Origin of the sequence: Actinomyces sp. oral taxon 171 str. F0337, from assembly GCF_005696555.1 — a bacterium.
Lineage (GTDB): Bacteria > Actinomycetota > Actinomycetes > Actinomycetales > Actinomycetaceae > Actinomyces > Actinomyces oris_E.
In genome coordinates this window covers 1,385,774-1,409,254 of the sequence record NZ_CP040005.1, presented here as the reverse complement: position 1 = coordinate 1,409,254, position 23,481 = coordinate 1,385,774, and the positions used below count along the sequence as shown (strand labels likewise).

Here is a 23,481-nt window from a genome sequence, read left to right as displayed (position 1 = left end):
TCCTCCCCTGGGGCGAAGCGCACAACGTAGCCTACACGAGCACATGTATCACATCCCGGGAAGGACTTCACACCTCAATGGGGAGAACACCCCATCAGTCTCGACGTTCACGCCCCCACACGATCTTCGCCCCGCCGCACAGTCGGCCGACGAAACCCCTGTGCGGCGGAGCGAAGGTAGAAGACAAGGTCCTAGGACTGGATTCCGCTCGTGAACTGTGAAGTCACGCCAGTCGCATAGAGCACAATCGCCAGCACGGTGCCGGCCACAGACAGCACAATGCCAGCAATGGACATGCCCTTGTTGGTGGCGCGCCCCTCATTAGCCGCCTGAATACCCAGATATCCCACGATGATGGAGGGGATACCGGTGACGATACCACAGCAGAGGAAGCTGGCGATCCCCAGACAGAGGGACCAGACTCCCAGCGAGTTCTTCTCATCAGGACGAGGGCCGAATCCACCAGGGACATAGCCCCCGGGCTGCTGATTGTACTGACCTTCGGGGTAGGGACCCATGTTGCTCATAGAATCTCTCCGTGTAGATAGGGTTCGATGACGTTGACAGTATGTCACTGAAGTATAACAGGCTCCGCGCAGCACGCAAATCGAGACCCTTCGCGACACCACCTCGACACGGCGATGACGCCCGAGCTAAACCCCACTCCCTCTCATCTGAACAAAAAGATAAATGAGAGTGGCGCAGAATCCAATGATTCCCAAAATAATTCCAGCGGTCCCCCGCACCTCGGTTAGTCGCCTCACCTCGGTCTGCCGCAGCCTGAGCCTGCAGCCCTAAAACGATCGCGGTAACCCCAAAAATGATTCCGCAACAGAAAATACTAGCGATCCCCAGACCAAGAGCCCAGTTCCCCAGGTGGTTCTTCTCACTATCCGGATTCCTCCAAGGATTCCCGCCACTTGGATAACTGGGCTCGTTGTCATAGTAGTGGCTCACGATCTCTCCTTGGACTTAGCCACATGGGCACCATCAGGGAATCAGGACAGGGCACCGTACCGGCACCACGTCCACAGCCAGTCTTCCATATTTTTAACGTACCGAGTGGTCTGCGCCTTGCAGGGCATTCTTGGCCTCAGCGATGGTCATCACCCCGTAGTGGAACACTGAGGCTGCCAGAACGGCGTCGGCACCATGGTTGGCCGCGGTCACGAAGTCCGCTGGACATCCGGCGCCGCCGGAGGCGATGAGCGGAACCCGGACCCGTCGACGAACGGCGTCAATCATCTCGGTGTCGAATCCTTGGGTGACCCCGTCGGCGTCCATGGAGTTCAGGAGGATCTCTCCAGCGCCGAGCTCAGCGCCTCGAACCGCCCAGGCGACGGCGTCGATCCCGGTGGAGGTCCGCCCTCCGTGAGTCGTGACCTCGAAGCCAGAGGGTGTCGAGACGCCGGAGGGACACCGACGCGCATCCACTGACAGGACGAGCACCTGGTTTCCGAAACGCTGCGCCACGTCCGTCAACAGCTCGGGACGGTTGATGGCCGCGGTGTTGATACCGACTTTGTCCGCCCCCGCCCGCAGCAGCTGAGTCACGTCATCGACGGAACGCACTCCCCCACCAACAGTCAGTGGAACGAATACCTGCTCGGCGGTACGACCGACCACGTCCAGCATGGTGGAACGCCCCTCATGCGAGGCCGAGACGTCTAAGAAGGTGATCTCATCGGCCCCCTGAGCGCCGTAACGGGAGGCGAGCTCCACGGGGTCTCCGGCGTCCTTGAGGCCCTGGAAGTTGACGCCTTTGACGACACGGCCGTTCTTGACGTCCAGGCAGGGGATAATACGGATGGCAACGCTCATGAATGGTCCTTGGGTGTCGGGCCGGCGGAGGTCTGAGGGGCGGCGCTTGCAGCGCTGCCCGCATGATCCTCGGACGCCCCGGAAGCCTGAGCAGGGTCTCTGGCGAGAACGTCGATCACCACGACGACGGGCTCCTTCCCCTGCGCCTGCTCCGCAGGCAGTGAGAGGACAACCCGTGAACCGACGGTGATATCCACCAGGTTCTGGGAGACTCCCACCAACGCGTTACTCATGTCGAGCTGCTTGGGCGGCTCCCGGTACCCGAAGGTCGATTTCTCGAGGGGTTGGCCCGTGGCCCAGCTGACCATCGTGGTCCGAGCGATAAGACGGTCCTGGGAACCGATCTGAGGGCCGGTGCCCTTGATGAGGATCTCCGTGGACGCCCCGGTTGGTGCGGGGAGTCCGGCGCTGCTGACGGTGATGGAGCCATCGGGTCCTTCACTGACGGTGGGGGTACCGGGCGCCGGTTGCTTGGCCTCCCCTGTTGCCGTGGTGGGCAGGAGGTCGACGACGGTGATCTTCGTCGTCCGAGAGCCGTTCTCCTCGTCGGCCGGTTCACGAAGAACGACGCGAGTCCCCTCACGCTGACCGGAGACCGCCGCGTTGATGTAGTCCCCCACGTCAGGACCGAGCATGCCCTGCCAGAGCTTGTACCCATCCTTGTTACCCGTCGTGTTGCGCCCGTCGAGACCGGAGAACTGCGAGACCTGCAGGATCACTGGCGTCCCTTCGGAGACTGCACGACCCTGCCCGGTCTCGACGACGTCGGTCAGCACCGAGCTGGGGGCTGACAGAGAGGTGTCGTTGTTCAAGTCGATGGAGGGCGCCGTCCCCGATCCGACCCGACCGCTGACCCTCAGCAGCTGGCTGAGGGGCGCGTTGCCGTCCAGCACGGTCGCCTGGGCCACGGTGCTGGTACCCGTCCCGTTACTCTTGGAGACGAGCTTGTTGACGGCCAGCGGCACCAGGATCATGGCAAGAACGACGACACCGATCAGGCCGACCGCCAGGGGCCCCCTGGGCATACGACCCAGCGGGCCACCCAGGGTGCGCCGCCGCTGCGTCGGTTCTGGCTCCCGTATCCCGGTGACCTCCTCGTCCTGCGGGCGCTTGGGCTCGCCGGCTGCATAGCCTCGATCGGCTCGCACAGCCGGCATGTGCGTGCTGTGGAGATCATGGCTACTGTCCTGCGGCGCTGCGGATGTCTGTGCACCGGCCATGGGTCGTCCGGGACGGGAGGCGTCCTGCGCAGGAACGGAGGCCCGGCCCGACACCTGTGGCTGCCACCGAGGCTGCGGCTCGGTGCGAGGCGCCGGTGTGCCGGCAGATTGGGCACTGCTGGTTGGAGTGCCGGCGGGCCGTGACGGCGCAGCAGGTTGGGAAAGCGTCGGAAGGTCCTGGGTCAGTGCCTCCTGCTGAGCCTGCTGAGCACGTTCGAGTGCACGGCGCTGACGCCGTGTCAGGGGCGTGCCCGCTCCAGGATCCGGGGAGGAGGTAGTACTCATGTTGCGTCTTCCGTCAGTCGCCTTACCAGTGCCGTGAGCCTCACCGTTCACACCCCGTTGGGAAGAGCGGTTGCTGAGCGCTCCATGCTCTCCAGGAGTGCATCGATACGCTCGTCCACGGCACAAAAGGGATCACTCAGGGTAACAGGTGAGCAGACGCCGTCGTCGAGTCGAACACCCACCCAGTCGACACTCAGATCGCAGCGCAGGTCCTCGGCCCTGGCGACGACCGCGCCACGCAGGCGCGCACGCGTCGTCGCGGGCGGGGTATCCACCGCCCGGCGGCAGGTCTCATCGTCGACGAATCGGCGCAGGAGACCGGCACCCTCCAGACGTTGACGCAGCCCCTGACCGGGAGAGACGTCGTGATAGGCGAGGGACAACCGGGTCACCCGAGGATCAGTCAGATCGGTGTCGTGCCGTTGGCAGTAGCGAGTCAGCAGCTGGTGCTTGACCGCCCAGTCCAGCTCCGTCGCCACGCGGTCGGGCTGCTGCAGGCGGAGGGCCTCGAGCCCCCGTTCCCACAGATCCAGTGCGGCTTTGTGGAGAGCAGTGATCTCGATGTCTTGCGCGATATGGTTGCGTAGACGTCCGAGGTGCTCGGCCTGCATCTCCAACGACGTGATGGTCCGTCCGTCGACGCGTTCCAGGAGCGCCCCTCCGCTCATGTCATGGCAGGTGTCGCGGATGGCCCTCATGGGATCGGCCAGGGCCAGGTCACTGAGGTCTCCCCCGTGCTCCAGGTAGTCCAGGAGCAGGTCCATGGCCGCCACCTTGAGCAAGGTGGATCCCTGAGCGATGTTGGAGTCCCCGACGATGACATGCATGCGCCGGTAGTGCTCGACATCGGCATGCGGTTCGTCCCGAGTGTTGATCAGCGGCCTGGCCCGGGTCGTGGCTGAGGAGACGGCGTCCCACATCTGGTCGGCCCGCTGGGAGAAGACGTAGTCCCTGAGGTCCCTGAGCCCGTTGCCTGCGGGTCGGGTATCGCCGTCTCCTGCGATATGGCCGGCACCGACAAGGATCTGCCGGGTCACCAGGTGGGGCACGAGGGTGCGGGCATCGTTCCAGAAGTCTCCACGACGGCGCACGAGATAGTTCTCATGGCACCCGAAGCCGTTGCCCTCAGCATCGCGGTTGTTCTTCAGCAGGTGGATCCTCCCGGGAACACCTGAGGCAGCCAAGCGGGCATTGGCCCGCTCGGCGAGATCGGCCATGACGAGCTCGCCGGCGCGGTCCTGAGCGAGCACGTCCTCAAGGCGGTCGCACTCGGCGGTGGCGAACTCGGGGTGGGAACCCACGTCCAGGTAGAGGCGAGCACCCCCGCGAGTGAAGACGTTCGAGGAGCGCGAGCGCTGAACCACGGGATCGAAGAGCTCACGGGCAGCGTGGTCGGCGTCCATGGGAGGTGGGCCGTCGGTGGTGGGGGCGCAGGTGATGCCGTACTCGGTCTCCACCCCGATGATGCGCCGCGCCACGGGCCGTGAGCCGCTCATGCTCACTGGCCGCCCTTCTGGACGAAGCCCTGGACGAAGGCTGCGGCATTGGTCTCGATGACCGAGTCGATCTCATCGAGGATGCTGTCCACGTCGCTGACCTGCGTGGTTGACGAGGCCCGCGTCCCAGCGCCGACCTGCTCGTCAGTGTCTGCAGCAGTGGTCTCGATGCCGGTGCGACGGACCTGTCCATGGGACTGACTGGCGTGCTGCGGCGTCATGTCTTGCTCCTTCTGCAGTCCTCTCGAGCAGCGCACCGTTGGTGAGGGCACTGTGAGGCTCAGTGTCTCTCAGGTGCCGCCCGGCGACCAATTTCCTCCAGGATGGTCGCCGTCTCATCGGAGCCGACGATCACGTCGTCGGGCAGGCGCAGACGCGCCAGCTCGGGAGCGCCTGGGACGTCGAGGAGGAGGCAGGTCCAGGAGGCGCCCACGATCTGCGAGTAGCGGTGAATGGCGGTTCCGCGGATGGCGGCACGCGTGCCCTCGGGGGGCGCGTCGGCCGCGCGCTGAACCTCCGCGTCGGTGACCAGCCGATGGATCCTGCCGGCGGCGTCAAGCTTGTCGACGATCGAGCGTCCCGAGCGCAGATCGGCCCACTGGATGTCGAGAGCGGCCAGGCGGGGATCGTCCCAGGCGGTTCCCGACCTGCGGCGCAGTCCCTCACAGAGCTCGTACTTGGCGACCCACTCCAGCATCTGAGCAGCCGGACCGGATCCGTTGCGGCGCCACTGCTCGAGGGCGTCGAGGGCCTGGCGCCACAGAGTCAGGGCGCTGCTGGCCTGGGCGTCTCCGGAATGTATGACGGCCGGAGTGACGGCGTCGAGGAAGGCGCGTTGAATCGCCGGGGCGCCTATGGCCCCGCCCCGGGTGCGCAGCTCGTGGGAAAGGGTGGGGTCGTGAGAGAGGGCCCAGTGCTCCTCGACGGGGTCGCCGGTGATGGCCAGGTCTCTGAGGCGATCCAGAGCCTCCGTGAACCGGCTGGAGTTCTCGGCGTACGCCTGCTCCAGGAACCACAGAACCAGATCGGTGGTGGCGACCTTGAGGTAGATGGGAACGTCGAAGCGGTTGGCGTCGCCGTTGATGACGTGGAGGCGGCGCCAGCGGGCACTGTCGGCGTGCGGCTCGTCGCGGGTGTTGATGATGGGGCGGTTGAAGGTCGTCTGCAGGCCGATCTCGGACTCGACGTAGTCCGCGCGCTGACTGATCTGGAATCCGGGGCGCTCACTGCGCTGCCCGATGCCCACCCGCCCGGCACCTGCGAGGACGGGCCTGGTCACGAGGAAGGGGGTGAGGACCGCGGCCAGCTCCTCGAAGGGCACGTCGCGTCGCACGAGGTAGTTCTCGTGGGCGCCGTAGGCCACGCCCTTGCCGTCCACGTTGTTCTTGTACAGGACGATCTCCGCGGATGTCCCGGCCCCGCCGTCCCCGTCGCTCAGGGCTTTCATGGCGCGCCTGGCGACCACCTCGCCGGCGCGGTCCCAGACCAGGGCGTCGCGGGGGGTGAGGACCTCGGGTGAGGAGTACTCGGGGTGGGCGTGGTCGACGTAGAAGCGGGCTCCGTTGACCAGGACCGCCGTCGTCGCCCGGGGAAGCGCCGCCTCGGCGGCACTGGGGCGGGCGCGTGAGCCCCAGGGGGCCGGCGGAGGGTCGGCCCCCTCCCCCGCATCGGCCGGTGGTGCGTCGCCCGACGGCGCTGGGCGAGCAGGGTCGTCGGTGAGCTGGCTGGGGTGAGCGGCGGAGCGCTGCAACCTGCCACCACGCAGATCGGCCAGTGGATCCTCTCCCTCGTAGTCCCACCGCACCGTGGGCACGCCGGCACCGGTGCAGTAGGCCTCCACCACCCGGGTGGACAGGACCACGGGATTGGCGTAGGCGTCACCCGGGTGCAGGACCCCGAACTCGGTCTCCAGGCCGACGGGGCGCGTCACCGGACCGGGCTGAAAACCGACGTCGTTCATGTGCTCTCCTTACCGAGCCTGCGCACGCTGCGGATCTGCGAGGTACGGGCGCCGATGAGACGTGCCCACCCCTCAAAGGTGGTGGCGCCGGTGATCTCCTCGTTCTGCCGTGCCTCGGTCTCAACGGCCGAGCGGAGCCTGGCTGCGTTCAGTCCGCCCTCTCCCCCGGCGAGCTCATCCTTGATGGAGGCGGTCTTGGCGCGGGAGACGATGGCGGCCAGCATGGCGCCGCTGGTCAGGTCGGCCAGGTGAAGGACGCGGGTGGAGGTGCCACTGGCCGCGTGGGCCTCGGTGATCTCCAGGACGGCGGTGGCCTCGTTGCGGGCGTAGAGGGCCTCGACGACGACGCGGCGCAGGGAGGCGGCGGTGGCCTCGCGGTCTCCTCCGTGGCCCGCGAGCTCGGCCGGAGCCAGGGGCAGGTCGGCAGTGAGGTGACGGGCGAGGATCTCCTCGGCACCGGCTGCATCGGGCCGGTTGATGCGGATCTTCACGTCCAGCCGCCCGGGGCGCAGAATGGCGGGGTCGATCATGTCCTCACGGTTGGAGGCCCCGATGATGACGACGTTGCGCAGGGACTCCACGCCGTCGATCTCCGCCAGGACCTGGGGCACGATCATGGTTTCGACGTCGGAGGACACGCCGCTGCCACGGGTGCGGAAGAGGGCCTCCATCTCGTCGAAGAAGATGACCACCGGCCGGTCTTCCGCGGCGGCCTTGCGGGCCTGGTCGAAGATGGCGCGGATCTGCCGCTCGGTCTCACCGACGAACTTGCTCAGCAGCTCGGGGCCCTTGATGTTGAGGAACGCGGGCGGGCGCCCTGTGACGCCGGAGGTGCTGGGAGAGCCGGCCAGTGAGGTGGCCACGGCCTTGGCGATGAGGGTCTTGCCGCATCCGGGTGGGCCGTAGAGCAGCAGGCCCTTGGGGGCGCGCAGGCCGTAGGCTTGGAAGAGCTCGGGGTGGGTGAAGGGCAGCTCGAGGGCGTCTCGGATCTGCTCGATCTGCGGCCCCAGGCCTCCGATGTCCGACCAGGAGACGTCGGGTGTCTCGGCCACGACGAGCTGCTCCACGCTGGTGCGCTCGATGAGAGTCGTAGCGACGTCGGCGCGCAGGTCGGCGGCCAGGGTGTCTCCGGGTTTGAGCCCCTCACCGGTCCCGGCGATGCGGCCAAGAGCTGAGGACAGGGTGAGGATCCGGGTCCCTCCTGCGCCGGTGGTCACCAGGACCCGGGCGTCATCGAGCCTTTCCTCGAGGGTGACGGCCTCACCGGTGCCCGGCTCGGGGAGGGTGGCGACGACGAGCATCTGGTCGTTGACGGCCACGCGCCGCCCGACCTGCAGCTCGGTGTTATCGACGCCGGGGTGGACGTGCAGGAGCATCTGGCGGCCCGACAGGCTCACGGCGACCTCGCGGGGCTGGGCGGCGCCCGCGGGGCCGTCTCCGGCATCCCTCATGTGGGGGAGGCCGGTGAGCAGTCCCAGGGTGGCCGGGGGCCGGGTGACGGCATCGAGCTGTTGGCCGAGCTCCGTGATGCGCTCGCGGGCGGTGCCCAGCGCGGCCACCAGGCGCTCGTTCTTGGCCGCCAGGCCGACGGCCTGGGCGCGGGCCTCACGCAGCTGGTGGCTGATGAAGTCCGCGGCAGGCATCTCCAGCGGCTGAGCCTTACCGGCGTCGGCCGCAGACGTCTCAGACATGGTGAGCGCCGTCCTGGCCGTCATCCGCGCTCCCGCTGAGAACGGGTGTGGCGTCGGTGGGCTGCTTGGCCCGGCAGTCACGCAGAACACGGCGGACCTTCTTGTCAGTGCTGGTGCGCTCCTTGACGTCATCGGGCAGCCAGTAGCCGCCCTCGTCGTAGGCACCGCGGGCGGGCGGGCGCTTGCGGGTCAAGGGCCGGGAGCCTGCGGCCAGGCGACGGGCGGTCAGCAGGAAGCCGGTGTGCGCCACCATGCGGTGGTCGGGGCGCACGGCGAGCCCGTCGACGTTCCAGGTGCGCACCATGGACTCCCAGGACTCGGGGTCGGTGAACAGGCCGCTGTGACGCAGGGCCTCCACGGTGCGGGAAAGCTGGGTGACGGTGGCCACGTAGGCCAGAAAGAGCCCGCCCGGGGCCAGGGCCGAGGAGGCGGCCTCGACGTTCTCCCAGGGGGCGAGCATGTCCAGGACCACCCGGTCGATGCTGCCGGGTTCCACCCGGGCGGCGACGACGTCGGCGAAGTCCCCGGTGCGCAGCTCCCAGGCGGGATGGTGGCGGCCGAACCAGGCGTCGACGTTGGAGGCGGCGATCTGGGCGAAGTCCTCGCGGCGCTCGATGGACAGCAGGTGGCCGCTCTCCCCGATGGCGGAGAGCAGGTTCATGGTGAGGGCCCCGGAGCCGACACCTGCCTCCAGGACGCGGGCGCCGGGGAAGATGTCCCCCAGCGCGATGACCTGACCGGAGTCCTTGGGGTAGACCACCTGTGCGCCGCGAGGCATGGACAGGACGTAGTCGGCCAGGAGCGGGCGCAGCAGGAGCAGCTCGTGACCGGTGTCGGTCTCGATGACGCTGCCCTCGTCCATGCCGACAACATCCCTGTGGTGGAAGGAGCCGCGCACGGACTGGAAGTAGCCGTGGGGGTCGAGCAGAAAGGTGTTCTTGCGGCCCTTGGTGTCGGTGACCTGGATGCGCTCACCGTAGCGGAACGGGCCACGGCGGCCGGCCTGTCCCAGGGTCTCCTGGGGGGCGGGGCTCTGGGTGGGCGGTTGCGCTTCGGACGCAGCGGGTTCAGGGGCGGGCTCGTACTGGCTCATCACGGAGAAGTCTAGTGAGTGTGCCGCGATGGGCCACCAGGGTCCGTCCTACAGATAGCTGCGTCGGCACCCAACCGTGGGACGCGGATCGATGCCGCGCTACGGCACAGCTGCTCAGCGCGCGCCGGTGGGCACCGCGCCGACCAGGTGCCCCGCATCCACGAGCACCAGCCAGCGTGAGACCTCCCGGGCCCGTTTCATGGCGTCAGCGGCCGCCTGACCGTTCAGGTCAGTCGTCACCGCTGCGGGCGGCAGCACCGTGCAGATCTGCCTCGCAGTCATTCCGGCCACGGGGGCCGAGCCTGCTGCGTTCGACAGCCCGAGCTCCTGGAGGGCGGCCTCATCGATCATGCCCACCAGCTCGGGCCCGTCAGTGACGAGGACGAGTGCGGCTCCCTGCGCCAGCGCTTCACGAACCCGGGACACGGGCGTGTCGGGGGCGACGACGCGTACAGGGCGGGCCAGCTCGTGCAGGTCCAGCTTCGAGGCGGCCCGGGCGCCTCCCCCGAGCTCGAGGACCTGCCAGCTGGAGGCCACGATCGACCAGCCCACCATGACGACCAGGATGAGGTTGAAGGCGTCGGGCTGGTGGCCGTACAGCACGAGTGGGCGCAGGATCCACCACCACACGACACCACCGACCACCGCCAGCCCGCCCCAGCCGGCCACTTTGAGACCGAGCCGGCGGTTGCCGGTCACCTGGACCACGAGCGCGGCCAGGGCGTAGCCGCCGTCGAGAGGAAGACCCGGCAGGGCGTTGAAGATGGCCAGGGCCAGGTTGACCAGGGTCACGGCCCACACCGTGAAGGCCACGGGGACCGACAGACGGACGGATTCCTGCATCAGGGTTCCGATCAGCCACAGGAGCAGGTTGGTGGCCGGTCCCGACAGGGAGGTGACCAGGTCCTTCCAGGCGTTCCAGTCGCGTGCCGGTCCGAAGGACGTGCGTCCGCCCCACAGGTAGAGCTCGTAACGGGTGGGGCGCCTGCCCATGAGAGTGCCGGACAGCCCGTGGGCCAGCTCATGCAGCAGGACCGATGCCGCAACGCCCAGCACCGTGGAGACCACCACCAGCAGCACCGTTGTGGTCCCGAAGGCACCCAGGGCCGAGGAGACCAGCGGGTACCAGCTGCCGGCGATGAGCAGGCCGAGCAGGAAGGAGGTCGGCGAGATGACGACGGGGGCGCCGCCGATGCGGGCGATGACCCACTCGCCATTCGATGTGGGGGCAGACATGGGCGCGAGCCTAACGCCGTCGGAAGCCGGTTGCCGCATTCACTCGGGGGCCACAGCCGCAGATGTCCGTGCCCGCGGGCCCGGCCTGTGGAGGAAGGCTCGTCTCCCCCGGACAGATCCGACACCGCGTCACCTCCTCGCGGTAGCGTCGTGCCCATGTTCCCTGAGCCGCACACCGTCTCCAGCCCATCACCTCAGGCCGGCGTCAGGCCCACCGGTCCGGGCGCCAGTGGCAGTCCGGGAGGAGGGTCCGGCGGTGGACGCCGAGCAGCCCTGTCCCCCTCCCGGGCCAAAGACTTCATGCAGTGCCCGCTCATGTTCCGTCTGCGCACGGTCGACCGCCTCCCCGAGCCCGGATCACTGGCCACCCACAAGGGCACCGTGGTTCACGGCGTGCTGGAACGGCTCTACGATCTTCCGGCCTCAGATCGCCGCCCTGAGGCGGCGCTTGACCTCCTGCCCGAGCAGTGGGCCTCCCACCGGGAGAAGAACCCGGAGGTCATGGACCTGTTCGAGGACGCTAGCCGGGTGGAGACCTGGCTGGAGGAGGCCCGCGGACTCATCCGCACCTACTTCACCCTGGAGAACCCCCAACGCCTGGAACCGGCCGATCGCGAGCTCTTCGTCCAGACCGAGACCGGTGACGGCCTGCTCCTGCGGGGCTTCGTGGACCGTCTGGACGTGGCACCTGACGGCGCCATGCGAGTGGTCGACTACAAGACCGGCCGCAGTCCCGGCACGCGTTTCATGGAGGACGCGCTGTTCCAGATGCGCTTCTACGCGCTGGTCCTGTGGCGCCTGCGCGGGCGGGCGCCGGCCCGCCTCCAGCTGGTCTATCTCAAGGACGGACGGGTCCTGACTCACGATCCTCGCCTGCCCGAGCTGGAGCGGACCGAGACGCGCCTGATGCACCTGTGGGATGAGGTCGAGGACTGCGCTCGCACCGGATTCTTCCGCCCCCGCCGCTCCCGGCTGTGCGACTGGTGCGCCTTCCAGGCCCAGTGCCCGCTCTTCGGTGGCACCACGCCGCAGGTGCCCGACGACGGGATCGCCCGTCTCCTGAGTGCCCGCCGCGCTGCTGCCTGATCTCAGCCACTGTTCCGGAATTGCCATGGCGAGAAGCCATCGGTTACAGTCCGTGACGGTTGACAACCGTCACCACGGACTTCCCAGTTCCCCACGGAGAAGCACATGAACGTCGTCCAGGCCCACACAACCCGCACCGCCTCGCGCGGAGCCGGTATGTGTATGCGCTGCCTGGTTCGGGCGTTCTGAGGCGGTCTCAGACAGATCGTTCTCCCCGGCTCCCGGCGCTCCTGAGACGGCGCCTCATCAGCCACGTCCAGCCAGGCCTCCACCTCACTCCCCAACCGGATGACGTGGCCTGTCTCTGTCTTTCCTCACCCGTGCCGCGTCACCGGTCCCCGACGCAGGCTGCTTGCGCCTGAAAGCAGTAGCCGGACAAGGACCACACCGTGCCGTCACCCGCCATTCTCACTGGGCTCGTCGTTGGAGCCGTCCTCGGTTTCATCCTCCAACGAGGCCGTTTCTGCATCACCGGAGCCTTCCGCGACCTGTGGGTCTCCCGCTCCTGGCGCTGGTTCACAGCCTTCCTGCTGGCCATCGCCGTTCAGGCGGTCGGAGTCGTCGTCCTGACCGGAGCGGGCTCCATCACCCCCGAGATCCCCAAGCTGTCAGTAGTCGCCACCGTTGTCGGTTCCTTCCTCTTCGGAGTCGGGATCGTCCTGGCTGGAGGCTGCGCCACCGGGACCTACTACCGCGCCGGAGAGGGCCTGGTCGGCTCCTGGTTCGCGCTCATGGCCTATGCCACCACCGCGGCCGCGTCGAAGACGGGACTCCTGTCAGGGGTGACGACCTGGGTCAAAGGGCTGTGGGTCACCGACCTCACCACCATTCCGGCCACCATCGGTCTGCCGAGCTGGGGCGGCGTCGTCATTCTGGCCAGCATCACCGGGGTCGTCGTGCACCGCTTCGTTGTCCTGGAGCGTAGCCGTCCCACTCAGATCCAGATTCCCGCACAGCGTACGGGACTGGCTCACCTGCTGCTGGAGAAGCAGTGGAACCCTCTGGTCACCGGTTTCCTCGTTGGCGTCGTCGCCGTCATTGCCTGGCCCGCGTCCTGGGCCTCGGGGCGCCCGGACGGGCTCGGGATCACGACACCGTCGTCGAACCTGGTGAACCTCATCGTCACCGGTGACGCCAAGCGGCTCGACTGGGGCGTGCTCCTGGTCCTGGGTATTCTGCTCGGCTCCTACGTCGCAGCCAAGGCCTCCGGGGAGTTCCGGGTTCGGGTGCCCAGTGCCCAGGTCATTCAGCGCTCCATCGCCGGCGGGGTCCTCATGGGGATCGGCGCCGTCTGGGCAGGTGGCTGCTCCATCGGCAATGCCCTGGTGCAGACCTCGCTCCTGTCATGGCAGGGCTGGATCGCGCTCGTCTTCCAGGTGCTGGGGGTCGGGGCGGCCGCCTGGTTCCTGCTCATCCGCCCCCGGCAGCATCGTCGCGCCGAGCGCGCCGCCTCGCGTGTGCCCGCCACTGTCTGAGACCGCACCTGCACCACAGCAACCACACCACTCACCCCCACCCTGCGCCGTCATCACAATGCATCAAGGAGAGACTCATGCGCACCGTTCTGGAGACCACCGGCCAGGTCTGCCCCTTCCCCGTCATCGAGGCGGAAGAGGCCATGGAAGAGCTCAGCACCGGCGACGAGCTCGTCATCGGCTTTGACTGCACCCAGGGGACTCAGACACTGCCCGCCTGGGCCGCCGACAACGGCTACACCGTCACCGAGTTCGAGCGCACCGGCGACGCGGCCTGGACCATCACCGTGCGCAAGTAGACCGAGCCGCTACGGTTAGGCCTATGGAGCACAGGAGACTCGGCCAGACCGGCCTGCGCGTGTCCTCCGTGGGCCTGGGCACGATGACCTGGGGCCGAGACACCGATGATCTCGAGGCCAAGGAACAGCTCGACGTCTTCCTCGACGCCGGAGGCACCCTCGTGGACACAGCCGCCTCCTACGGCGAGGGCGTCAGCGAGGAGGTGATCGGTGCGCTCCTGCGCGAGCACGTGGATCGGCAGGACCTCGTCCTGGTCTCCAAGGCCGGGGTGCGTACCTGGCGCACCGGGGAGCGGTCCTCGGTGGCCGACGCCTCACGCGGCTCGCTGCTGGACACACTCGACACCAGTCTGGCCCGGCTGGGCACCGACCACCTGGACCTCCTGCTGGTCCAGGTGCCGGATCCCAGCACCTCCCTGGAGGAGACGGCCCACGCTCTGAGCCTGGCCGTCTCCTCCGGACGCACCCGGTACGTGGGCATCGCCAACCACCCGGCCTGGGCATCGGTGCGCATGCATGACTTGCTCAGTGAGTGCGGCCGGGGTTCGGGACTGGCGGCCGTCGAGGTGGAGCACTCGCTGCTCTCCCGGGGCATCGAGCGCGAGCTCCGGCCCGCCTCGCAGGCCCTGGGCTTCGGCATCCTGGGGTACGCACCCCTGGGCAGGGGCGTGCTCACCGGCAAGTACCGGGCGACGATCCCACCGGACTCACGGGCAGCTTCACCTCACCTGCGCTCCTACGTATCCCCCTACCTGGGTGACGTGCACCGGGGTGTGGTCGAGGCCGTGGCCACTGCCGCCTCGGGCCTGGACCGTAAGCCGGCCGAGGTCGCGCTCGCCTGGGCCCGCGACGCCCCCGGCATCGCCTCAACCATTGTGGGGGCGCGCACTCCGGCTCAGCTCCAGGGAGTCCTGGCGGCCGACGACCTGGAGCTTCCGGTCCAGATCCGACACGCCCTGGACGAGGTCACCTCCCTGCAGCTCGGCTACCCCGAGCGCTTCTGAGCACAGAGAAGTGCGGGGTCCGCACACCTGGCGCGGACCCCGCACTGGACGATGGACAATCGACGGACCTCAGTCAGTCCTCATCGTCATAGTCCTCGTCATCATCGCTGTCATCGTCGTAGTCGTCGTCATCCTCGTCGTACTCACCGTCGTCGTCATAGTCGTCATCATCATCCTCCTCGTCGCCGTCGGAGTCGAAGGCCTCGAAGGGGAGCTCGATGCCGTAAGCGGTGAACAGCGAGTCGTCATAGGTGAAGAAGGCGTCCTGGAGGGCGTTCTCGGCCGCGACCACGGCCGGGGAGAGCTCATCACCAGTCGCGGCAGCGTCCAGGTGCGCCTCGAAGGCGGCAATGAGTCGGTTGAGCGCGGACCGCGGATCGTTCGTCATGCAGGACACACTACCGGCTATCCCTCGCACAGCGCACAGGTAAACGGCGTTGCCGGGCCGCGTCGCGCGCGATCACGCCTCCGGATCGACTCCCAGCTCCTGACGGATGAAGCCCAGGAAGAGGTCCTCTCCTTTGATCTTGCTGGTCTCCTCGGGGCCGACGACGACGCGCACACCGTCACGCAGGATCTGGGAGGCGCCGCCGTCGGGCCCCAGGGGCAGGATGATCCGTTCGGCTCCGGGCGTGTAGGTCGCGGAGGGCTCCCGACCCGCGATGATGTCGGCGATATTGCTGGCGACGACTCGAGCGTGGGCCCGAGCGGCGTCGGCGCGCTTGGACTCGCGCACGTCGGTGATGTCGCCAATGGCCCAGACACCGGGGTGGTCCACCACTCGCAGGTACTCATCGACACGGATCGTGCCGTCGTAGTGGCGCACCTCGTCGTAGTCCTCGCCGAGGAATCCGGTGGCGGCCGCCGAGCCGTAGGCGCGGAACCACATGTCGGCCTCGAGCTGGCGCCCGTTCTCGGTGGTGACCCGGAAGGGAGAGAGCACGCCGACGTCGACCGGGGGCAGGAAGCTGAGAGAGTCACCGGTGATGATCTCCACCCCGCGCTGGGCGAGCTGGTCGGAGATGGCCTCACGGATCTCCGGCTTGTAGTCGCCGGCGGGAAGGATCCTGTCGGCGGCCTCCAGCATGGTCACCTTGACGTCCGGGAAGGCCGAGGTGATCTCGCCGGCCAGCTCGATACCGACGGCGCCGGCGCCCACGATGAGCGCTCGCGAGGACTGCTCGAGGTTGGTGTGGACGCGCTCGATACGGGCCTTGGCGATGACGGAGGAGGACTCCATGTGCTTAGCGGGGAAGGGGTAGGCGGTCCCGGTGGCCAGCACCAGGTAGTCGGCCTCGATCTGCCCGTGACCGGAGACCTCGACGGTGGCGCCTCGCACAGTCAGCACCGTGCCGTGAACAACGCGCCCGTTGGTCAGAAGCCGGTCGTAGGGCAGGAAGATCTTCTCCGCCCAGTCACGATCGACCGCCGCACGCAGCGCCGCGGCGTGGCTGACGAAGGTGTCCTTCTGCTCCACGAGGGTGACCTCGGCGACGTCGTCGAGGGCCTTGGCGGCGGTGATGCCACCGTATCCACCGCCGACGATGGTGACGCGAGCCATATTATGTTCCTTCCGGTGATGAGAGGGTGAAGTTGCGAACTGCGTCCATCAGGCCAGTCCGCGACGTTGAAGAAGAGGCAGGATACCGGGGTCGCGCCCGGTGAAGGCGCGGTAGGAGGCCAGAGGGTCTCGGGAGTCACCGCGGGCGAGGAACTCGCGGCGGAAGATCCCCCCGGCCAGCCGGTTCAGGCCGAGGTCGCCGTTGATCGCGCCATCAGTGGTGAACCACTCGATGGCATCGGCATCCATGACCTCGCTCCAGATATAGGCGTAGTAGGCCGCGCTGTAGCCTCCGGCGAAGACGTGGGAGAAGTAGGTGGTGCGGTAGCGGGGAGGCACGAGGGCGTCATCGACTCCGGCCTCGGCCAGGGCCCGGTGCTCGAAGTCCTCCACCTCGTCAACGTCCCCCGGGACCTCGCCGGGGGCTAGGGTGTGCCAGGCCTGGTCGAGCAGGGCCGCTCCCAGGTACTCGGTGGTGCCGTAGCCCTGACCGAAGGTGCCCTGGCCACGCAGCTGCTCGGCGAGCTCGGGCGGGAGGGGCTCGCCGGTGTCGACGTGGCGCGCGTAGCCGGCCAGCACCTCAGGGTGGAGCGCCCACTTCTCATTGAGCTGGCTGGGGAACTCGACGACGTCGCGCGGCACGGCGGTCCCGGAGGCCGAGGGGTAGCGGGCCTCGGAGAACAGGGCGTGCAGCGCGTGCCCGAACTCATGGAAGCAGGTGATCACCTCGTCCCAGGTCAGCAGGGCCGGACCGGAGGTGGGTTGCTCGATGTTGCAGCAGTTGATGACGACCGGTTTGCGGCCGGTGAGCGTCGAGCCGGTGACGAGGCTGTCCATCCAGGCGCCGCCGGACTTGCCTGCTCGGGCATAGTAGTCGCCGACGAACAGGCCCAGAACCGGCGCCTGCGAGTCCTCGCCGTCGCGCACCTCCCAGACCTTCACGCCCGGGGCGTACATGTGCTCCGCCAGGTCCCCGCGCTCGCGGAAGGTGATGCCGTAGAGGCGGTTGGCGGCATAGAAGACCCCCTTGGTGACGACGCTCCACAGCTCCAGGTAGGGGGCCAGAACCTCGTCGTCGACGCCGAAGCGCTCCTTGCGCTCAGCGGCCTCGTAGAGGGGCCAGTCGGCAGGACCGAAGGCCTCGCCCGCCTGGGTCTGCGGATCCAGGTCCATGCGAGCGGCGTAGACTTGGGCGTCTGCGCGGGCGTTGGCCATGGCCGGCGACGTGAGCCGGCCCAGCAGCTCCGAGACCGCCTCGGTGGTTCGCGCGGCCGACTCCGCGGCCACGAGGGCGGCGTGGTGCGGGAAGCCCAGAAGTGCGGCCCGTTCGGCGCGCAGCAGGGCGAGCTCCAGAACGATGCTGCGGGTGTCGCCGGAGGCGCCCTGCTCCCCCAGCCCTCGGCTCATGGACTTGTCCAACAGGGCGAGCCTGGCGCTGTGGGGCCGGGTGGTGGCGAGGGACGGCGGCACCGTGACGTTCGTGACCCCGGCGGCGTGCATGGCCTCTGTGACCAGGACGGAGAAGCGCATCTTGAGCGCATTGACACGGGCGTTGATCTCCTTGAGCGCGTGAGCCTCCGCCTCCTCCAGGCCGACGCCATTGCGTTCGAACTCCTCGACGGTCAAGCGGATGAGGCGTGCGGCCTCGGCGTCGATGACCGTGCCATCGGCGTCGCACGCGTCCTGTCCATCAGGGGCTGCGGCAACGAGGTCGTCGAGGGCCTTGAAGCGGCGGTAAAGACGTGAGTCGAGGTGATAGGCGTCGGAGTGGGCCGCCAGCTCGGGAGCCAGGGCCTCCTCGAGCTCGTCGAGGTCCGGGCAGTCGGTGGCGGAGGTCAGGGCATCCAGAACGGTCAGCGCACGTTCCAGGAGATCACCGGAACTTTCCAGCGCATCGACGGTGTTGGCAACGGTGGGTTCGTCCTCGTTGGTGGCTATCGCCTCCCACTGCTGACGCTCGGCCGCCATCCCGGCGCGGATGGCCGGCTCGATGTCGGCGTGGTCGACGGCCGTGAAGCCGGGTAGGCCAAGGTCGAGCGACCATGGCTTGGCGAAGACATTCGACTCCGGGAGGTCGGTGCCGTCGGTGGTCTCGCTCATGGGCCCATCGTGCCATGCACTGATGGTCTTCTCGTTCACAACAGGCCATCAATTCTAGGACTATGGTCGCACTGGGCGTAGCCTGATGGGGTCACTCGAATCCAGGATCTCCAGGGAGAGACGCATGAATGTCGCAGAACAGCTCGTGGCCCAGCTCGTCGATGCCGGTGTCCGCAGGATATACGGAATCGTAGGAGACTCCCTCAATCCGATCGTCGACGCCGTCCGTAAGGCTGGCGGTTCCGCCAAGGGTGGGATCGACTGGGTCCATGTACGCCATGAGGAGGCCGCTGCCTTCGCTGCTGCGGCTGAGGCGCAGCTGACCGGAGAGCTCTCCGTGTGCGCCGGCTCCTGCGGTCCGGGCAACCTTCACCTGATTAACGGCCTGTACGACGCACAGCGCTCGGGCGCCCCGGTGCTGGCGATCGCCTCGCACATCCCCAGCGTTCAGATTGGCCAGTCCTACTTCCAGGAGACCCACCCGGATCGTCTGTTCAACGAGTGCTCGGTCTACTCAGAGCTCATCTCCACCCCCAAGCAGGCTCCTCGTGTCGTCAACGCCGCAATCCGCCACGCTGTCAGCCTGAGCGGCGTGAGCGTGATCTCATTGCCGGGAGATGTCTCCGACGAGAAGGCCACTGCCGCCATTCCCGAGTATTCCAAGGCCAGACCGGCCACCCTGTCGCCCAACCCTGCTGACGTGGCCGAGGTGTCCGCCTTACTCAACAAGTCTCGGAGGGTAGCGATCTTCGCCGGTGCCGGCGTCAAGGGCGCTCATGACGAAGTCATCGCACTGGCCGACCTGCTCAAAGCACCGATCGGTCATTCGTTGCGCGGCAAGGACTTCATCCAGTATGACAATCCCTACGACGTCGGTATGACGGGCCTCCTGGGATACGGGGCCGCCGCCGAGGGCATGAAGGACGCCGACGTACTGCTCCTGCTGGGGACCGACTTCCCTTACGATCAGTTCCTACCGGACACCGTGACGGTCCAGGTGGACAATCACGCTGAGAAACTGGGACGGCGCACCGACGTCTCTCACCCGATTCACTCAGACGTCATTCCGTTTATCGAAGCTCTCATTCCGCATATTAAGAAACGCCGCTCGGACGCTTTTCTCAAGGCTCAGCTCAAGAAGCATGCCAAGATCATGAAGGCACCCATTGGCGCCTATACGCGCAAGGCGGACAGGATCAAACCCATTCACCCCGAGTATGCCGCCCACGTGCTCAACGAGGTCGCCGCCAGGGACGCGATCTTCACCGCAGACACCGGAATGTGCAACGTGTGGACCGCACGTTACATCGACCCGCTAGGTACGCGCCGCCTCATCGGCTCCTTCCTGCACGGATCCATGGCAAACGCTCTCCCCCATGCCATCGGCGCACAGGTCTCCCATCCCCATCGCCAGGTGATCTCCGTGTCCGGCGACGGCGGCCTGTCCATGCTCATGGGAGAGCTCGTGACCGCCCGTATGCACAACCTGCCGATCAAGGTCGTGGTCTTCAACAACTCGACTCTGGGTATGGTGAAGCTCGAGATGCTGGTCAATGGCCTGCCCGACTTCGGCACTGATGTCCACGACGTCAACTACGCCGGAGTAGCACAGTCGATCGGTTTCCATGGCGAACGCGTTGACGATCCACGAGACTTGCGCAGAGCTTTTCAGAAGGCCTTCGACTTCAATGGCCCAGCACTGGTAGAGGTCGTCACCGACCCCAATGCCCTGTCGCTTCCTCCGGAGATCACGGGTGAGCAGCTGATCGGCTTCGCCACAGCAATGAGCAAGATCGTTCTCAATCGAGGTGCGGGGGAGGCCGTGAGCATGGCGACATCGAACATGCGTAACATTCCCCGCTTCTAGGGGACCCTGTCACTGCCGTCCGCCAGCGTCCTCACCGCGAGCCAGGGACACGATGAGCTCGGCGATGGCGGGCTCATCGGGGTTACGGCTACGGCTGTCGACGGCGCGGTTGGCCCACCATCCATCCACGGCCAGCAGCGCCACGCGTTGCATGGCAGTGAGCTCACGGATCTCACCCACCCACTCCCGGCTCAGCGTGTTCCAGGCCTCCTTGAGCATCTCCGCCTCCGGCGTGGCCGAGAGCATGAAGCTGACCTCGCCGGGCAGGATCTCGCCGTCGAGGACTGAGCGAGTCAGTGCCTCGATGCGCTCGGTCCGGCTCGCCTCCTCCAGGGGCCCGCCCAGCGCAGCCAGGGCCTGAGTCCGCCACCGCTCCAGGAACGCTGCCGCGATCCCCTCCAGGAGCTCGGTCTTGGTGCGGAAGTAATAGATAACTCCACCGCGGCTCAGACCAACGTGCTCAGCCAGAGTGTCGAAGGTGAGTGAATCGAAACCGTCACAGTGGGCGAGCTCGAGCGCCCCCGTGATGATGCGGTCCCGTTTCGAGGTTCTCATGAGCTCTCCTCACTCGCCGCTGGAACATGACGTGCAGCCATCACACCCGCGAACAGGAGGATACCGGCAGCAGTCACGGCGGTGGCCTGCATGGCGCGAGTGAATGCCTCCCGGGCCTGAACCATCAGCTCGGCCTGCCCGGGGTCACCCAGGTCGACGACACCCGCCAGGGTGGCCAGGGACTGCTCGGCGGCGTCGGCGACCCGCCTCGGGAGCCCGGAGGGGGCCTGTCCGAGCAGGAGCCGGTAACCGACATCCTGAATCGTGCCGAGCACCGCGATCCCCAGGGCAACTCCCAGCTCGAGTCCGGTCTCGGAGATGGCGGAGGCCGCACCGGCGCGGTCCGCCGGCACCGCCCCCAGAACCGCTCCGGTGGAGACCGTGAAGGCCAGGCCGATACCTGCGCCAATGACGAGCAGGCCGACGCAGATCACCACGATCCCGCCGTAGGACTCCCCCAGAGCGACCACAACCAGCCCCACCGCGGCCACGAGCAGGCCGCTCCCGAGCGCCCGGCCATTGCCGAGTCGGCGCACCACCGTGGCCACGACCGCGACAACGACGATGGAGGCAAGTGATGCGGGCACCTCGGTCAGGCCCGCTCGGAGCGTGGAGTAGCCTCGAACGAGCTGGAGGTACTGGGAGAAGAAGTACAGCAGACCGGCCAAGGCGAAGATCGCCAGGACAGTGGCCGCAATCGCCCAGGTGAACGCGGGGCGCCGGAAGAGCTCGACGTCGATCAGCGGCGTGGCCAGCGTGCGCTGACGCCTGATGAATAGCCATCCGGCGGCCAAACCACCCACCAGTGCTGCGATCGCAACGACAGTGAGACCGTCATGCGCGAAGGACTTGACGGCGTAGGTGATCGGCACGATGGCCAGGACCGACAGGACCGCAGAGGCCAGATCCACCGGGGCGCCCTGCTCGTTCTTGGACTCCGGCAGGAGCCACAGGCCCGTGACGATGACAGCCGCCATGACCGGGACGTTGATGAGGAAGACGCTGCCCCACCAGAAGTGCTCGAGCAGGACACCGCCAACCAGCGGCCCCAGGGCGGTGCCGCCGGAGCTGCCGGCGGACCAGATGGCGATGGCGGTGGCGCGGTGGCGGACGTCGAGGAAGATGTTGCGTATGAGGGACAGGGTGGAGGGCATGATCGTGGCGCCACCGACACCCAGCAGGGCTCGAACGGCGATGAGGGCTCCCGCGCTGGGTGCGAAGGCCGCCATGATGCTGGCCACCCCGAAGCCGAGCGTCCCGATGAGCAGGAGGCTTCGCCGACCGATGCGGTCGGCGACGTTACCCATGGTGACCAGCAGACCGGCCAGGGTGAAGGAGTAGATGTCACCGATCCACAGCAGCTGGCTGGCAGTCGGGCTCAGGTCGGTACTCAGCGAGGGGATCGCCAGCGCCAGCACCGTGGAATCGATGGCCAGCAGGGTCACGGCCAGGGTCAGGACGGCCAGGGCGGCCCAGGCGCGCAGTCCGGGAGTACGAGTCACGGCCGGAACTGTACTACATGCACAGTATAGTTATGGCCGCCTCGAGAGACTCCTCTCAGCGCAGGCGGCGACGACGCAGCACAGCCTCCACGTCCGGAGGGAAGTAGTCAGGCCCCTTGAGGACCTTGCCGTCCTCACGGTGGACCGGCCGGCCGTCGACGCCCAGCTTGGACATGTTGGAGCGCTGCACCTCGGCGAGCACGGCCGCCAGGTCGATCCCGGTCTCCAGAGCCATGCCGTAGATGACGTAGACGAGATCCGCCAGGGCATCGGCGGCCTCGACGGTGTCACGAGCACCGTCATCAGCAGCCACGGCGCGACGGTAGCTCGACTCGATCTCATCGCGCGCCGCCTGCCCATAGACGGCGCCGACGAGCTCAGCAAACTCCTCGGCGATGAGACTCATGCGCATACCGAGGCTCTCACGCTCGAGGCTGGCACCGTCGGTCTGGACGGGGAGTCCGTAGACATGGTGGAAGCGACGCACCAAGGCCTCGGGGTCGTCACCCTCCCGCTCCCCGACGCCGTCGTGCGGCACCAGGGGAAGAACGTCGTCTGCGTCAACGGGGCCGTCCCAGGGAGCCTGCGGCTCACGCGGATCCTCGGGCAGCAGGGTGCCGATCCAGCCATCACGGAGCCGGCCGTCATTGGGCAGGAAGTGGCGCACTCGCCCTTCCCGCTGGAAGCCGAGGGACCAGGCGACCTTCCAGGAGGCCCAGTTGGGCACCGGCCCGCGGCTCGTCTCGTGGATGTAGCAGCGCCATCTCAGCACGGACAGGCTCAGGGGGCCGCTCGGGTCGAAGGCCGTATCGATAAGGGCGACGACGGCGCGGGCCATGGTGCCGCGCCCGCGCGCGGCAGCGGCGAGCCAGTACCCGATCTCGCCGATCCGAGCGCTCTCAGGGCCGCTCAGGGTCATGCTGAGCATGCCCACGAGGGTCGCCGATGCGCCGTCATCGCCGGCCTCGCGAACCGCCCAGGTGAGCTCACGCCCCTCACTCCAGCCGTCGGCAACGACCCGCTCGACGAAGAACTGTGCGTCGCTGCGCTGGTAGCCACAGGGGATGGTGGTCCACTCCTGAATGTCCGCGTCCTGGCAGATCTCAGTGATGCGGTCGACGTCGTCGCCGGTCGGGACCGACAGCACAAGTGCGGGCAGACCGGCATCCGCGGGAACAGTCATCTCAAAGGAGTCCATGGAGGCCGATGCTAACGCCTCCCCTGGTCCCA

Annotated in this window: 20 protein-coding genes; 5 read left to right on the top strand and 15 right to left on the bottom strand. The window is 67.5% G+C overall.

The window, feature by feature from the left end:
* Positions 1-191: 191 nt before the first annotated feature.
* The 9 genes from FBF36_RS06260 to FBF36_RS06220 form a co-directional block, all read right to left on the bottom strand.
* On the bottom strand, positions 192-527 hold the full coding sequence (locus FBF36_RS06260; protein ID WP_009395544.1) for a DUF4190 domain-containing protein: 336 nt from the start codon (positions 525-527) through the stop codon (positions 192-194).
* A 523-nt stretch (positions 528-1,050) separates the two neighbouring features.
* Positions 1,051-1,821 (bottom strand): imidazole glycerol phosphate synthase subunit HisF, encoded by a 771-nt coding sequence (gene hisF / locus FBF36_RS06255; protein WP_009395549.1) that lies wholly within the window; start codon positions 1,819-1,821, stop codon positions 1,051-1,053.
* Positions 1,818-2,978, bottom strand: coding sequence for a hypothetical protein (locus tag FBF36_RS06250; protein ID WP_225792482.1), 1,161 nt, complete (start codon positions 2,976-2,978; stop codon positions 1,818-1,820). The genes hisF and FBF36_RS06250 overlap by 4 nt, the downstream gene beginning before the upstream one ends.
* A gap of 395 nt (positions 2,979-3,373) precedes the next feature.
* Positions 3,374-4,822 (bottom strand): Pup--protein ligase, encoded by a 1,449-nt coding sequence (pafA, locus tag FBF36_RS06245; RefSeq protein WP_009395553.1) that lies wholly within the window; start codon positions 4,820-4,822, stop codon positions 3,374-3,376.
* Positions 4,823-4,824: 2 nt separating this feature from the next.
* A complete protein-coding gene (locus FBF36_RS06240; RefSeq protein ID WP_009395555.1) occupies positions 4,825-5,043 on the bottom strand; it encodes a ubiquitin-like protein Pup in 219 nt (72 codons plus the stop codon).
* Positions 5,044-5,102: 59 nt separating this feature from the next.
* Complete coding sequence (locus FBF36_RS06235) at positions 5,103-6,782, bottom strand: proteasome accessory factor PafA2 family protein (RefSeq protein WP_138137294.1); 1,680 nt, start codon at positions 6,780-6,782, stop codon at positions 5,103-5,105.
* A complete protein-coding gene (gene arc, locus FBF36_RS06230; protein ID WP_050792655.1) occupies positions 6,779-8,473 on the bottom strand; it encodes a proteasome ATPase in 1,695 nt (564 codons plus the stop codon). The genes FBF36_RS06235 and arc overlap by 4 nt, the downstream gene beginning before the upstream one ends.
* A complete protein-coding gene (locus FBF36_RS06225; protein ID WP_009395562.1) occupies positions 8,466-9,566 on the bottom strand; it encodes a tRNA (adenine-N1)-methyltransferase in 1,101 nt (366 codons plus the stop codon). The genes arc and FBF36_RS06225 overlap by 8 nt, the downstream gene beginning before the upstream one ends.
* Positions 9,567-9,680: 114 nt before the next feature.
* Positions 9,681-10,802, bottom strand: coding sequence for a CBS domain-containing protein (locus FBF36_RS06220; RefSeq protein WP_050792652.1), 1,122 nt, complete (start codon positions 10,800-10,802; stop codon positions 9,681-9,683).
* Between the two features lie 156 nt (positions 10,803-10,958).
* Here FBF36_RS06220 and FBF36_RS06215 point away from each other — a divergent pair, with 156 nt between their 5' ends.
* From FBF36_RS06215 to FBF36_RS06200, 4 genes are all read left to right on the top strand, one after another.
* Positions 10,959-11,888 carry a RecB family exonuclease gene (locus tag FBF36_RS06215; protein WP_225792481.1) on the top strand — a complete coding sequence of 310 codons (930 nt, stop codon included), beginning with the start codon at positions 10,959-10,961 and terminating at the stop codon, positions 11,886-11,888.
* Positions 11,889-12,277: 389 nt separating this feature from the next.
* Entirely contained in the window at positions 12,278-13,363 is a 1,086-nt protein-coding gene (locus FBF36_RS06210) for a YeeE/YedE family protein (protein ID WP_009395567.1), read from the top strand.
* A 77-nt stretch (positions 13,364-13,440) separates the two neighbouring features.
* Positions 13,441-13,662: a sulfurtransferase TusA family protein gene (locus FBF36_RS06205; protein ID WP_009395570.1), complete on the top strand. Its 222-nt coding sequence runs from the start codon at positions 13,441-13,443 to the stop codon at positions 13,660-13,662.
* Positions 13,663-13,685: 23 nt separating this feature from the next.
* A complete protein-coding gene (locus FBF36_RS06200; RefSeq protein WP_009395571.1) occupies positions 13,686-14,666 on the top strand; it encodes an aldo/keto reductase in 981 nt (326 codons plus the stop codon).
* A 73-nt stretch (positions 14,667-14,739) separates the two neighbouring features.
* Here the strand turns inward: FBF36_RS06200 and FBF36_RS06195 are convergent, their stop codons facing one another.
* The 3 genes from FBF36_RS06195 to FBF36_RS06185 all read right to left on the bottom strand — a co-directional run bounded on the left by FBF36_RS06195 (position 14,740) and on the right by FBF36_RS06185 (position 18,327).
* Positions 14,740-15,054 carry a hypothetical protein gene (locus tag FBF36_RS06195; RefSeq protein ID WP_009395572.1) on the bottom strand — a complete coding sequence of 105 codons (315 nt, stop codon included), beginning with the start codon at positions 15,052-15,054 and terminating at the stop codon, positions 14,740-14,742.
* 72 nt (positions 15,055-15,126) lie between these two features.
* Complete coding sequence (locus FBF36_RS06190) at positions 15,127-16,227, bottom strand: NAD(P)/FAD-dependent oxidoreductase (protein WP_009395573.1); 1,101 nt, start codon at positions 16,225-16,227, stop codon at positions 15,127-15,129.
* Positions 16,228-16,275: 48 nt separating this feature from the next.
* Entirely contained in the window at positions 16,276-18,327 is a 2,052-nt protein-coding gene (locus FBF36_RS06185) for a M3 family metallopeptidase (RefSeq protein ID WP_009395574.1), read from the bottom strand.
* Between the two features lie 124 nt (positions 18,328-18,451).
* Between FBF36_RS06185 and FBF36_RS06180 the strand changes: the two genes are divergently transcribed.
* Entirely contained in the window at positions 18,452-20,194 is a 1,743-nt protein-coding gene (locus FBF36_RS06180) for a pyruvate dehydrogenase (RefSeq protein ID WP_034491937.1), read from the top strand.
* Positions 20,195-20,203: 9 nt separating this feature from the next.
* Here FBF36_RS06180 and FBF36_RS06175 read toward each other — a convergent pair whose 3' ends face one another.
* The 3 genes from FBF36_RS06175 to FBF36_RS06165 are packed head-to-tail and all read right to left on the bottom strand — an operon-like array spanning position 20,204 to position 23,449.
* The gene (locus tag FBF36_RS06175; RefSeq protein ID WP_009395576.1) at positions 20,204-20,749 is read right to left on the bottom strand and encodes a TetR/AcrR family transcriptional regulator; all 546 of its coding nucleotides are present in this window, start codon (positions 20,747-20,749) and stop codon (positions 20,204-20,206) included.
* Complete coding sequence (locus FBF36_RS06170) at positions 20,746-22,251, bottom strand: MFS transporter (RefSeq protein ID WP_009395577.1); 1,506 nt, start codon at positions 22,249-22,251, stop codon at positions 20,746-20,748. Before FBF36_RS06170 ends, FBF36_RS06175 begins: the two co-directional genes overlap by 4 nt.
* Positions 22,252-22,306: 55 nt before the next feature.
* Positions 22,307-23,449 carry a bifunctional GNAT family N-acetyltransferase/nucleoside triphosphate pyrophosphohydrolase family protein gene (locus tag FBF36_RS06165; protein ID WP_009395578.1) on the bottom strand — a complete coding sequence of 381 codons (1,143 nt, stop codon included), beginning with the start codon at positions 23,447-23,449 and terminating at the stop codon, positions 22,307-22,309.
* Positions 23,450-23,481: the final 32 nt, after the last annotated feature.

Coding starts and splice junctions, on each gene's coding strand:
- FBF36_RS06240 (WP_009395555.1), bottom strand. CDS start 5,043: ATGACGCCGCAGCACGCCAGTCAGTCCCATGGACAGGTCCGTCGCACC.
- FBF36_RS06250 (WP_225792482.1), bottom strand. CDS start 2,978: ATGCCGGCTGTGCGAGCCGATCGAGGCTATGCAGCCGGCGAGCCCAAG.
- FBF36_RS06200 (WP_009395571.1), top strand. CDS start 13,686: ATGGAGCACAGGAGACTCGGCCAGACCGGCCTGCGCGTGTCCTCCGTG.
- FBF36_RS06215 (WP_225792481.1), top strand. CDS start 10,959: ATGTTCCCTGAGCCGCACACCGTCTCCAGCCCATCACCTCAGGCCGGC.
- pafA (WP_009395553.1), bottom strand. CDS start 4,822: ATGAGCGGCTCACGGCCCGTGGCGCGGCGCATCATCGGGGTGGAGACC.
- FBF36_RS06260 (WP_009395544.1), bottom strand. CDS start 527: ATGAGCAACATGGGTCCCTACCCCGAAGGTCAGTACAATCAGCAGCCC.
- FBF36_RS06205 (WP_009395570.1), top strand. CDS start 13,441: ATGCGCACCGTTCTGGAGACCACCGGCCAGGTCTGCCCCTTCCCCGTC.
- FBF36_RS06220 (WP_050792652.1), bottom strand. CDS start 10,802: ATGTCTGCCCCCACATCGAATGGCGAGTGGGTCATCGCCCGCATCGGC.
- FBF36_RS06225 (WP_009395562.1), bottom strand. CDS start 9,566: ATGAGCCAGTACGAGCCCGCCCCTGAACCCGCTGCGTCCGAAGCGCAA.
- FBF36_RS06180 (WP_034491937.1), top strand. CDS start 18,452: ATGAATGTCGCAGAACAGCTCGTGGCCCAGCTCGTCGATGCCGGTGTC.
- FBF36_RS06190 (WP_009395573.1), bottom strand. CDS start 16,227: ATGGCTCGCGTCACCATCGTCGGCGGTGGATACGGTGGCATCACCGCC.
- FBF36_RS06165 (WP_009395578.1), bottom strand. CDS start 23,449: ATGGACTCCTTTGAGATGACTGTTCCCGCGGATGCCGGTCTGCCCGCA.
- hisF (WP_009395549.1), bottom strand. CDS start 1,821: ATGAGCGTTGCCATCCGTATTATCCCCTGCCTGGACGTCAAGAACGGC.
- FBF36_RS06195 (WP_009395572.1), bottom strand. CDS start 15,054: ATGACGAACGATCCGCGGTCCGCGCTCAACCGACTCATTGCCGCCTTC.
- FBF36_RS06235 (WP_138137294.1), bottom strand. CDS start 6,782: ATGAACGACGTCGGTTTTCAGCCCGGTCCGGTGACGCGCCCCGTCGGC.
- FBF36_RS06175 (WP_009395576.1), bottom strand. CDS start 20,749: ATGAGAACCTCGAAACGGGACCGCATCATCACGGGGGCGCTCGAGCTC.
- arc (WP_050792655.1), bottom strand. CDS start 8,473: ATGTCTGAGACGTCTGCGGCCGACGCCGGTAAGGCTCAGCCGCTGGAG.
- FBF36_RS06185 (WP_009395574.1), bottom strand. CDS start 18,327: ATGAGCGAGACCACCGACGGCACCGACCTCCCGGAGTCGAATGTCTTC.